This is a genomic window from Rheinheimera sp. (genome assembly GCF_036782235.1).
Lineage (GTDB): Bacteria > Pseudomonadota > Gammaproteobacteria > Enterobacterales > Alteromonadaceae > Pararheinheimera.
The window spans coordinates 264536-275528 of the sequence record NZ_DAIPZL010000001.1; the positions used below are offsets into that span (position 1 = coordinate 264536).

Below are 10993 nucleotides of genomic sequence, written 5' to 3' on the forward strand. Positions count from 1 at the left end.
ACTTTTATTGTTGAGACTGGTGTGCAGTCCTGGCAGAGCCATTGAAAATTTTTGTCCGACGGTTCACAAACAACATCGGGTCTATTTGCTGACCATCTTTTAATATTTCGTAATGTACGTGCGGGCCTGTTGAACGGCCTGTGTTGCCGATAGTGGCAATTTGCTGACCTTTACTGACCAGCTGGCCAATCTCGGCCTGAATTGCTTTGGCATGACCATACCTGCTGCGATAACCATCGGCATGTTCGATTTCCACCATCAGCCCATAACCAAAACGTTCGCCGGCCCAGGTGACAATACCCCCTGCGGTAGCCACCACCGGATCACCTTCGGTGCCGGCAAAATCAACGCCACGGTGCAGAGCGGGCTCACCACTAAAAGGGTCACTGCGCACGCCATAAGCGGAAGAGAGATAACCTTTTTGTACCGGCCGGCCAGATAACTGACTGTTCATACCGATATTGTGATTCAGATCCAGAGATTCAAGTAAGGCAAAACGGGTTCGTTCAGTTTGCAGATTTTGCTCAAGTGAGGTCAGCTGCAACAGCACCTGATTTAAGTCATCCAGACTCAGCTGAACACCGGCCTGTGAAGGTCCGCCCATAGGCGGTGCCTGATGCAGGTTAAATTCATCCATCGACAGATTGGCAGCATCAATTAAACGCTCACCCACCATATTCAGCCGGTTCACCTGTGCCTGCAATGACGCTACTTTTGCGGTGAGAGCCGCAATTTGATGTTCAGCTCGCTGACGGATCTGCGCAACTTCAGCGGCATCTACCTTAGGTTCAGCGTCAGCAACCGGCAGCTGTGCAGCGGCATCCGCCCATAAGCGGCCTGCCGCAGCGCCTACACCTGCGGCAATAAAAAACAATAATACCGCGGTCACGGCCCACTGCTTTGGTGTGGCACCAAAGTTTAGGGCGCGATACTGCTCGCGGTAAAAAACTGGTAGACTCATGGGACCTCAGTTTCTGGTTCTTGTTTGTTATGGCCCGCTATTCACGCAAACCTGTCGACGTCGCGACGCTGCTGCAACAGAACAGGCTGCTGCAAACGTCTTCGCAGACGGAATTAGTGCGTCAACTTAATACCGAATTAATCCAAATCCTGCAACTGGAAAAACCGTTTTTCTGCAAGGTTAGCCGCATTGAGCAAGGCAGAGTGCAGATTTTGTGCACATCAGCGGCCTGGGCAACGCGGATCAAGATGCAAAGAGGCGCTATTCTAGACAATTTCAGGCAAAAAATCTTGCCTGATTTAGCAGGTCTGGATATCGAAATCAGCCCAAACAGCGATATTCGTTATCAAACAGGCCAAAACAACACAGAAGCCCCGGCCAACCGGCAAATCTCAGAACAAGCCGGTGCTTATTTGTTGGCCGCTGCAGAAAATGCCGACCCTGAACTGGCCAAAAGATTACGCCGCCTGGCAGAACTTGCTGGCAAAAAATAAGCCTTGCGTTTTTCCGGTGCAGTAAATCACAAGCAAAAAAAACCTCACAGGGCAACCCGTGAGGTTTTTTTTGAGCCAGCAGCGGCTTAAGCCAGCTGCGGCGCCAGATAAGAAATAGGCAACTGTGCCGGTTTGTCGAAGGTGACAAATTCCCAGTTTTCCTGGTCGGCCAGTACGGCACAAAGCAGCTGGTTATTCAGCGCATGGCCGGTTTTATAAGATTTAAACTCACCCAGAATGCTGTAACCGGCCATATATAAATCGCCGATGGCGTCCAGGATTTTGTGTTTAATAAATTCGTCGTCATAACGCAGACCATCCTGGTTTAACACCCGGAATTCGTCCAGCACGACGGCGTTGTCAAAACTGCCGCCTAACGCCAGGTTATTGGCGCGCAGATATTCAATATCCTGCAGGAAACCAAAGGTACGGGCGCGGCTGATATCTTTAATAAAACCAGCAGCAGAGAAATCCAGTTTCATCCGTTGTTTGGTTTCAGAAATCACCGGGTGATCAAAGTCGATGGCAAAATCAATACGGAAACCATGGTGTGGCTTAAACTCAGCCCATTTATCACCATCTTCCACCCGCACTGCTTTTTTAATGCGGATAAATTTTTTCGCCAGTTTTTGCTCGGCAACACCTGCTTCTAACAGCAGATACACAAAAGGATTGGCACTGCCGTCCATAATTGGAATTTCGGCAGCATCCACTTCAACGATCAGGTTATCAATGCCTAAACCGGCAATGGCAGCCATTAAATGTTCAGTGGTGGATAACCGCACACCGTTTGGGTTAATCAAGCAGGTACACATCACAGTATCACCAACCAGTTCAGGTGCTACTTTGAAGTCAACTATAGGGTCGAGGTCGACACGACGAAACACAATACCTGTGTTGTCAGGCGCAGGCCGGAGAGTAAGCGTAACCTTCTCGCCCTTGTGCAGACCAACTCCGATAGAGCTGACAGTTTTATTGATAGTACGTTGTTTAATCATCACTTTTCGTCCTGTTCAAAATTTGAACAAACCCAAACGGCGGCGAAGCATAGCATATGTTAACAACATTGCCAATGCTGTGCGTTTATCCGCCCTGTGCTGCAGACTGACTTTAGTCAGCCTGTTTACGCAGGAAAGCCGGGATATCAAAAATGTCGATATTGGCTTTGTTATCGGCCTGCGGCTTGTGTTGCGCACTTTCTACTGCAGCTGCAACTGGCATAGCTTCGCGCATTTCACGGGCCGCATTACCTGCGCTGCCATACACAGTGCCGGCGTTACCATAAACGCTGCCTGAATGGTTGTTGTACTGCGCACGTACCGGCTCGGCTGCACGGTGATGGCCATGGACCAGGCTGATATCTGGTTTACGCTCAGCACCAATACCTGTGGCAACTACAGTCACCCGCAGTTCGTCAGACATATCAGGGTCAATGACCGCACCTACCACCACAGTGGCGTTTTCTGAGGCAAAGGCTTTCACCGCATTACCAACAATTTCAAACTCTTCAATGGTTAAATCCAGGCCTGCTGTGATATTCACCAGAATACCCTTAGCACCTGACAGGTCGATATCTTCCAGCAGCGGGCTGGAAATAGCCTGTTCAGCAGCTTCTTCAGCACGATCCGGGCCAGAAGCGCGGCCTGTGCCCATCATGGCAGTGCCCATTTCTGACATCACAGTACGGACGTCTGCGAAGTCAACGTTGATCAAACCCGGGCGGGTAATGAGTTCAGCAATACCCTGAACAGCACCCAACAATACATTGTTGGCCGCTTTAAAAGCGTCCAGCAGGCTGGTGCCTTTGCCCAGTACTTTTAATAATTTGTCGTTTGGAATTGTGATCAGCGAGTCAACATGTTTTGACAGCTCGTTAATACCTTCATCAGCGTAGTTTGAGCGTTTTTTGCCTTCAAAGGGGAAAGGTTTAGTCACTACGGCAACAGTCAGAATACCCAGTTCTTTGGCAACCTGCGCCACGATAGGCGCCGCGCCTGTACCAGTACCACCACCCATACCGGCAGCGATAAACACCATATCAGCACCCATAATGGTTTTTTTGATGGTGTCACGGTCTTCTTCGGCAGAACGACGGCCGACGTCAGGGTTAGCGCCCGCGCCTAAACCTTTGGTGACATTGGCACCTAACTGCAATGTGATGTTGGCAGAAGAGTTCCGCAGGGCCTGGGCATCCGTATTGGCCGCGATAAATTCAACACCTTCAATATTGTTGGCAACCATATATTCAACAGCGTTACCGCCGCCGCCGCCAACACCAACCACTTTAATGACAGCTTCTTCGCTGTGGTTTTCCATTAACTCAAACATAGCTCTCTCTCCGTTTTTATACGCTTATCCCGCCATTCTTGTGTTACTGACGCTGTGAACTGCAGACGTTCGTCCCACAACAATATTGGGTTCTCTCTTAAAATTCGCCTTTAAACCAGCTGGTGATCTTGCGCACTAAACCACCGACTGACTCCCTTGCTGCGCCTGCTTTTTTCTGCTGCTGGCGCACATCTTTACCGTACAACAACAATCCGACCACACTGGCGTATGCCGGATCCTGTACGTACTCTGCCAAACCTTTAATTTTGGTTGGATAACCCAACCGAACCGGCATCTGGAAAATGTCTTCGGCAAACTCAATGGCACCTTCCATTTTGGCGGTACCACCTGTTAACACCACACCAGCAGCGATTTGCTCTTCCAGACCACTGGCGCGCACTTCTTCCAGCACCAGTTCAAATAATTCCTGATAACGTGGCTCCACCACTTCGGCCAGGGTATGACGCGACATACTGCGCGCCGGGCGACCACCAACACTGGGCACTTCAATACTTTCTTCTTTACCCACCATACTGCGCAGGGCACAGGCGTACTGAATTTTGATGTCTTCAGCATGGCCAATAGGGGTACGGAAAATTTTGGCAATATCACTGGTGACCTGATTACCAGCCACCGGGATCACAGCTGTGTGGCGTAAGGCGCCGTTGGTGTAAATAGAAATATCGATGGTGCCGCCACCCATATCCACCACACAAACACCCAGCTCTTTTTCATCTTCCGTCAGCACGGCGTAGCTTGACGCTAAGGAACTGAATATCAGCTGATCAACCTGTAAACCACAGCGCTCAACACATTTTTCAATGTTTTTTGCCATATCATTGGCGCAGGTGATGATATGGGCCTTGGCTTCCATCCGCACACCCGACATGCCAATCGGGCTTTTAATGCCTTCCTGCATATCCACCGAAAATTCCTGTGGCAGCACGTGTAATAACCGGCGTTCGGCCGAAATAGGCACTGATTTGGCAGCGTGAATCACATTCGCCACATCTTCTGCTGTCACTTCAGTGTCGTTAATCGGCACCATACCGCTTTCGTTCTGGCAGCGGATATGTTTGCCGGTAATGCCTAAATACACTGAAGACACCCGGCAATCAGCCATCAGCTCAGCTTCATCAATAGCACGCTGTACTGCCTGCACCACCAGGTTTAAGTCGTTGACACCACCTTTATCCATACCCCGGGCAATATGAGTCCCCACACCCACAATACTCAGCTGATCGTCCGCAGTGATCTCACCCACCAGGGCTTTGATCTGCGAAGTGCCTATATCTAAACCAACGATCAGTTCCCGATCCAACGACTTGGTCATGCTTTTCTCTTTTCTGGTTGTACTGCCGGCGGTGCAAAACGTACCGCCAATCCTGTGTCATACCGTAAGTCAACCTGTTCAATTGCTTCGGTTTTATGTTTACTGATTGCAGGGTACAAATCGATAAAACGTTGTACCCGTTTTAATGTATCTTCCCGCCCCAGTTTTAACGCGATGCCATTACTCAGTTGTAATTCCCAGGCAAAACGCTCGGAAACAGCTAACTTACTGGCTTCAAACTGATGCAGTTTTAATAAACTCTGCACATTACCGAACATGGTCAGGGCATCCTGCTCGCTGCCCTTAGGGCCGGCCAGATGCGGCAGTTTGGCGTTCAGCTGCTCAATAGGCGCTTTAAAAACCTCGCCTTTTTTATTCAGCAGATAGTCGTTATTCCACACTGCCACCGGGCTGTGCTCCGTCACTACAACCACCAAAGTGCCAGGCCATTGTTTGCGCACGGCCACCTGATACACCCAGGGTTGTTGCTGCAGGAACTGCTGCACCTGATCAACGTTCACTTTAAAAAAATTCCCGACAAACTGCTGCTGTAACTTGCCATGCAATTGTTTTGGTTGGATATGGCCAAAGTCACCATACAACTTCACTTGCCGGATTGGTGCATTTTGCTGGTCCTGCACCCAGACCACAACACGAGTGGCAAACCAGCATACCAATGCCAGCGACAGCAAAAAAAACAACACACCACCGACAAAAGCCGGGGTGTAAGGTGTTTTTTGTTTGCTGCGAATAACTGTCATCAGAGTCCGCCTGCCTTAATGTTTTTGGTTAATGTTCATGCAAAGTCCCAGCCTTCAGCTGGCTGATTTGCAGCTGCTGCGCTGCCAGTTGTTTTGCCAAAGCACCTATGTTGCCGGCGCCCTGGGTTAACAACACATCACCGTCCTGCAGCACATCGGCCAGAGCTCCGGCTAAGTCGCCAGGCTGCGCCACATAAATCGGATCCAGCTGACCACGGGCTCTGATGCTGCGGCATAAACTGCGGCTATCGGCGCCTGTAATAGGGGCTTCACCTGCGCTGTACACTTCCAGCAGCAGCAGGGTGTCGACTGTGGACAACACCCGGGCAAAATCTTCGTATAAGTCGCGGGTGCGGGTATAACGGTGCGGCTGATATGCCATCACCAGACGGCGGCTTGGCCAGGCACTGCGAACGGCCGCCACTGTGGCCGCCACTTCGGTTGGGTGATGACCATAATCATCCACCAGCAATACCTTGCCGCGGCCGGTGTCAAATTCACCATATTGCTGAAAACGCCGGCCTATACCTTCAAATTTGGCAAAAGCGGCCAATACCGCAGCTTCGTCCACCCCTTCGTCTGTTGCTATGGCAAAAGCAGCAGTGGCGTTGAGCGCATTATGCCGTCCGGCCAGGTTCAGTGTTACAGCTCTGCTGTTGCCGGCAGGGTCGGTAATGTTAAAACGGCTTTGGGTACCGGATTGGCTGAAATCGCTGACACGGTAGTCAGCGTCATCACTAAAACCATAGGTCAGCACAGTGCGGCCAATAGCAGGAATAAGTTCACGCACCACAGGGTCGTCAATACAAACCACGGCAACACCATAAAACGGCAGGTTGTGACAGAATTCGAGGTAAGTGGCTTTCATCTTTTCAAAATCGCCCTGATAAGTTTCCATATGATCAGGTTCGATATTGGTGATAATGGCGGCCATCGGCTGTAAATGCAGGAAAGAAGCGTCACTTTCGTCGGCTTCAGCAATTAAATAACGGCCTGAACCCAAGCGGGCATTGGTGCCGGCAGAATTGAGTAGACCGCCAATGACAAAAGTTGGATCTGCTTTGGCTTCGGCAAAAATAGAAGCCACCAGGCTGGTGGTGGTGGTTTTGCCGTGCGTGCCGGCAATGGCAATACCATGGCGAAACCGCATCAACTCAGCCAACATCTGGGCACGGCGCACCACCGGAATACGTTGTTCAAGCGCTGCAGCCACTTCGGGGTTTTCGGCTTTGATGGCACTGGACACCACCACCACTGAAGCACCTTTGATGTTTTCAGCGGCATGGCCAAAACAAATTTCGGCCCCCAAAGAGGTTAAACGGTCAACCACCGCATTTGGGCCTAAATCTGAGCCAGAGACTTTGTAACCTTCGTTTAGCAGCACTTCGGCGATGCCGCCCATGCCAGCCCCACCTATGCCAACAAAGTGGATGCGCTCAACACGGCGCATGGCAATTTTTTCCTGGGGCCTGGTTATTGTATTCATGTTATTTCATACCTATCACGAGTCGACAAACTGCAACGACTTGTTCAGCCGCATCGTCGATGGCACAAGTTCGTGCCTGATGTGCCATGTGCGCAAGCGGCGTTTTATCTTTTTGCCAGCTTTGCAGCAGCGACACTAAATTTTTATTGTTTAAATCACGTTGCGGCCATAACAATGCCGCCCCTTGCTCCACCAGCCAATTGGCATTTGCCGTCTGATGGTCATCAATAGCTGAAGGCAGCGGTACAAATACAGCTGCCACACCGGCACAAGCAACTTCACTGACAGTTAAAGCGCCGGCCCGGCAAATCACTAAGTCGGCCCAACGATAGGCATCAGCCATATTGTCAATAAAAGCAGTTACTTGTGCGCTTAAATTTTCAGGTGCGTCAGCGTAGGCTTGTTGCACCTCTGTTAACATTGCCTGGCCTGTCTGATGCCGAACCTGAACAGGCCCAGAAGCCGCGACCTGCTTCAGCTGCGCCGGTAAAATATCATTCAGCGCTTTAGCGCCTAAACTACCACCGACGATCAAAATATTTAAGCCTTTACTGAAATTATTCTCAGTTTTTACTGCAATCAGCTCTTTCCGTACCGGATTTCCCAACACATAGCGATTTTTCTGACCACGAAATGCACTGGGAAAGGCCACCAGCACTGCGTTAGCGAATTTGGCCAGCAACTTGTTAGTGGTACCGGCGACAGCATTTTGTTCGTGGATCAACAGTGGAATGCCCTGCAGTTTTGCCGCCAGACCGCCAGGGCCACTGGCATAACCGCCAAAACCGAGCACCAGCTGAGGTTTGACTTGTTTAATCACTTGGTTGGCCTGACGGATGGAACGCCATAACATCAGCGGCGCTTTGAACAAAGTGCGCCAGTTTTTGCCACGAAGGCCGGCTACTTCAATGGCATGGAACGGATAACCAAAAGAAGGCACCAGCCTGGCTTCCATCCGATCAGCAGTACCTAACCAGTGAATGCTCCAGCCTTGCGCCTGTAGCTGTTTTGCCACTGCCTGGGCCGGGAAGATATGGCCACCTGTGCCACCGGCCATAATCAATGCTGTCGGCATCGTATTAATCATGCGGACCTCCGGCAATGGCGTGTTTGCCTTTGAGACGCACTTCAAAATCAATGCGCAAAATAATGGCGGCTGCTATCAACATCATAATGAGGCTACTACCGCCTGAGCTGACAAAAGGCAAAGTTAAACCTTTGGTCGGCAACATGCCGGTGGCGACACCAACATTGACAAAAGTCTGACAGCCAATCCACACCGCCAGCGCATAAGCCAGGAAACCATGAAAACTTAAGCCTTTTTGTAAAGCTCTTTTGCCTATCCATAGGGCGCGCACTAACAGTAAAAACAGTAGGCTCATCACCGCCAGTACACCCAATAAACCTGCTTCTTCAGCAATGACCGCCAGAATAAAGTCGGTATGGGCTTCGGGCAGATATTCCAGTTTTTGCACAGAGTTACCCAGACCCTGGCCTGTCCAGCCGCCACGGCCAAACGCCATTAAAGATTGGGTTAACTGATAGCCACTGCCAAAAGGATCGGCCCAGGGGTCGAGGAAAGAAGTCACCCGACGCCAACGATATTCGCTGTACACAATCAGCACAGCAATGGACATTAAACCGGTTAAAATCAGGCCAAAAAATTGCCATAACTTGGCACCGGCCAGAAACAGCAGCACCACAGCGGTGCCAAACATCACGATCACTGTGCCTAAGTCAGGCTGCATCAGCAAGAGCACCGCAAACACAAACAGAATGATCAGGGGTTTTAAAAAGCCTTTTAAGTTTTCCCGCACTTCATCGTGACGGCGCACCAGATAGCTGGATAAATAGACAAAAAAGAATAACTTGGCAGGCTCAGCCGTCTGAATACCTATAGGCCCAAGATACAACCAGCGGGTACTGCCGTTGACATTACGACCTACTGCCAATACCGCCAATAAACCGAGCAAACCAAACACCAGCAGCAATAAGTTGGTGTTATGCCACCAGGCAATAGGCACATTCAGCACCACATACGCCAGACATAAACCTATCATCACGTAGATTAAATGCCGGATGCTGTAATGCATCGGGTTATCAAACAAACGTTCCGCCACAGGGACTGAAGCGCTGGTGACCATGACAAAACCAACACACAACAACAGAATCATCAGCGTAAAGAAAAATCTGTCGTAGCTGGCACCATCTTCGGCCTGCCACCAGCTCACCAGATCATCTGTGGCTTTATTCATCCAGTTCAGTGCCAGCTGTTTCATACCAGCACCTTCTGCACGGCTTCGCTAAACAAGCGGCCGCGCTCTTCATAATTTTTGAACATATCCAGACTGGCACAGGCTGGCGATAACAACACCAGATCGCCAGCTGTCGCCTTAGATGCGGCATATTTGACTGCGGCGGTTAAATCCGCCACCTGCACAGCGCCAGGCACCAAAGCAGCAATGGCGGGGCCATCTTTACCCAGGGTGATGACCAGATCAACCTGTTGCTGCAGCACCGCAGCTAACTCAGTAAAATCCGCGCCTTTGCCATCCCCACCGGCAATTAAAATCAGTTGACCGCTGACCTCAGCACGTAAGCCGGCAATAGCAGCCAGGGTTGCGCCGACATTGGTGGCTTTGGAGTCATTGATAAAGCGCACCCCCTTATGGTTAGCCACCAAGGCACAGCGGTGTGGCAACGCCTGATAGGTTTTCAGTGCCTGCACCAAACCTTCACGACTGGCACCTGCAGCCAGCGCGACTGCAGCGGCAGCCAATGCATTAAACTGGTTATGCCGGCCAACCAAAGACATCTCGGTTAGTTTTAATAAAGGCGCACCAGCCACCTGCAACCAGGCTTCGCCCTGATGTTGCACCACCCCATAATCCATACCATCAAGGCTGATGGCGATTGCTGCCGGCACCTGCTGCGCAGGTTTGGTCAGGCTATCATCGGCGTTGTATACCGCCAGCTCTGCATGCTGAAAAATGCGTTGTTTGGCTGCGGCATAAGCGGCCATAGTGCCGTGGCGGTCTAAATGATCTTCAGTGACATTTAAATTGCAGGCGGCTTTAAGCTTCAGGCTATAGGTAGTGTCCAGCTGAAAACTCGACAGTTCCAGCACATACACCTGCACCTCATTTTCCTGCAACGCATCCAGCACAGCGAGCCCAATATTGCCGGCCGCTATGGCTTTGAGGCCGCTGCAGCTGAGCATATGGGCCACTAAGGTGGTGACAGTCGATTTACCGTTGGAACCGGTAATGGCGACCACTGCAGGTGGCTTCGGCTGTGCATTCAGATACAGTGCAAACAGCTCCACGTCGCCTATCAGCTGTGTCCCTTGCTTTTGGGCAAAACGAATGGCTGGTTGGTTGGTGTCAAGGCCAGGGCTAACCAGAATCACATCCATTTGGGCCAACCGGTTGGCGTCTAATTCGCCGAGATAAATACCGTCCACTTTTTCCGGCGTTATGGTCTCTAAACCACCCACTTTAAGTCTGGTATCCATCAGCGTGGGTTTTACCCCTTGTTTCAGCAAAAAGCGCACAGTGGCCAGGCCAGAAACGCCCAGTCCCAGTACTGCCACTTTTTTGCCCTGAAACAATTTATTCATTCACATCACCC

At 50.8% G+C, this 10993-nt stretch carries 10 protein-coding genes; 1 reads left to right on the forward strand and 9 read right to left on the reverse strand.

The genetic code is table 11. The features are described from left to right. Window positions 1–4: 4 nt before the first annotated feature. A complete protein-coding gene (locus tag V7P87_RS01115) occupies window positions 5–961 on the reverse strand; it encodes a M23 family metallopeptidase (protein ID WP_333795777.1) in 957 nt (318 codons plus the stop codon). A gap of 29 nt (window positions 962–990) precedes the next feature. Between V7P87_RS01115 and V7P87_RS01120 the strand changes: the two genes are divergently transcribed. Beyond that, entirely contained in the window at window positions 991–1455 is a 465-nt protein-coding gene (locus V7P87_RS01120; protein ID WP_333795778.1) for a DUF721 domain-containing protein, read from the forward strand. A gap of 86 nt (window positions 1456–1541) precedes the next feature. On the opposite strand, the gene lpxC is transcribed toward V7P87_RS01120, so the two are convergent. The 8 genes from lpxC to murD all read right to left on the reverse strand — a co-directional run bounded on the left by lpxC (window position 1542) and on the right by murD (window position 10982). Continuing rightward, the gene (gene lpxC, locus V7P87_RS01125) at window positions 1542–2453 is read right to left on the reverse strand and encodes a UDP-3-O-acyl-N-acetylglucosamine deacetylase (protein ID WP_296300137.1); all 912 of its coding nucleotides are present in this window, start codon (window positions 2451–2453) and stop codon (window positions 1542–1544) included. A 112-nt stretch (window positions 2454–2565) separates the two neighbouring features. Beyond that, entirely contained in the window at window positions 2566–3783 is a 1218-nt protein-coding gene (gene ftsZ / locus V7P87_RS01130; protein ID WP_333795779.1) for a cell division protein FtsZ, read from the reverse strand. A gap of 97 nt (window positions 3784–3880) precedes the next feature. Further along, window positions 3881–5116 carry a cell division protein FtsA gene (gene ftsA / locus V7P87_RS01135; protein WP_260655533.1) on the reverse strand — a complete coding sequence of 412 codons (1236 nt, stop codon included), beginning with the start codon at window positions 5114–5116 and terminating at the stop codon, window positions 3881–3883. Then, complete coding sequence (locus V7P87_RS01140; RefSeq protein ID WP_333795780.1) at window positions 5113–5877, reverse strand: cell division protein FtsQ/DivIB; 765 nt, start codon at window positions 5875–5877, stop codon at window positions 5113–5115. The genes ftsA and V7P87_RS01140 overlap by 4 nt, the downstream gene beginning before the upstream one ends. Before the next feature lie 28 nt (window positions 5878–5905). After that, window positions 5906–7363 carry a UDP-N-acetylmuramate--L-alanine ligase gene (murC, locus tag V7P87_RS01145; protein WP_333795781.1) on the reverse strand — a complete coding sequence of 486 codons (1458 nt, stop codon included), beginning with the start codon at window positions 7361–7363 and terminating at the stop codon, window positions 5906–5908. A 1-nt stretch (window position 7364) separates the two neighbouring features. After that, window positions 7365–8450, reverse strand: a complete 1086-nt coding sequence (gene murG, locus V7P87_RS01150) for an undecaprenyldiphospho-muramoylpentapeptide beta-N-acetylglucosaminyltransferase (RefSeq protein ID WP_333795782.1) — start codon at window positions 8448–8450, stop codon at window positions 7365–7367. Continuing rightward, on the reverse strand, window positions 8443–9642 hold the full coding sequence (gene ftsW / locus V7P87_RS01155) for a putative lipid II flippase FtsW (protein WP_333795783.1): 1200 nt from the start codon (window positions 9640–9642) through the stop codon (window positions 8443–8445). Before ftsW ends, murG begins: the two co-directional genes overlap by 8 nt. Then, on the reverse strand, window positions 9639–10982 hold the full coding sequence (gene murD / locus V7P87_RS01160) for a UDP-N-acetylmuramoyl-L-alanine--D-glutamate ligase (RefSeq protein ID WP_333795784.1): 1344 nt from the start codon (window positions 10980–10982) through the stop codon (window positions 9639–9641). Before murD ends, ftsW begins: the two co-directional genes overlap by 4 nt. Window positions 10983–10993: the final 11 nt, after the last annotated feature.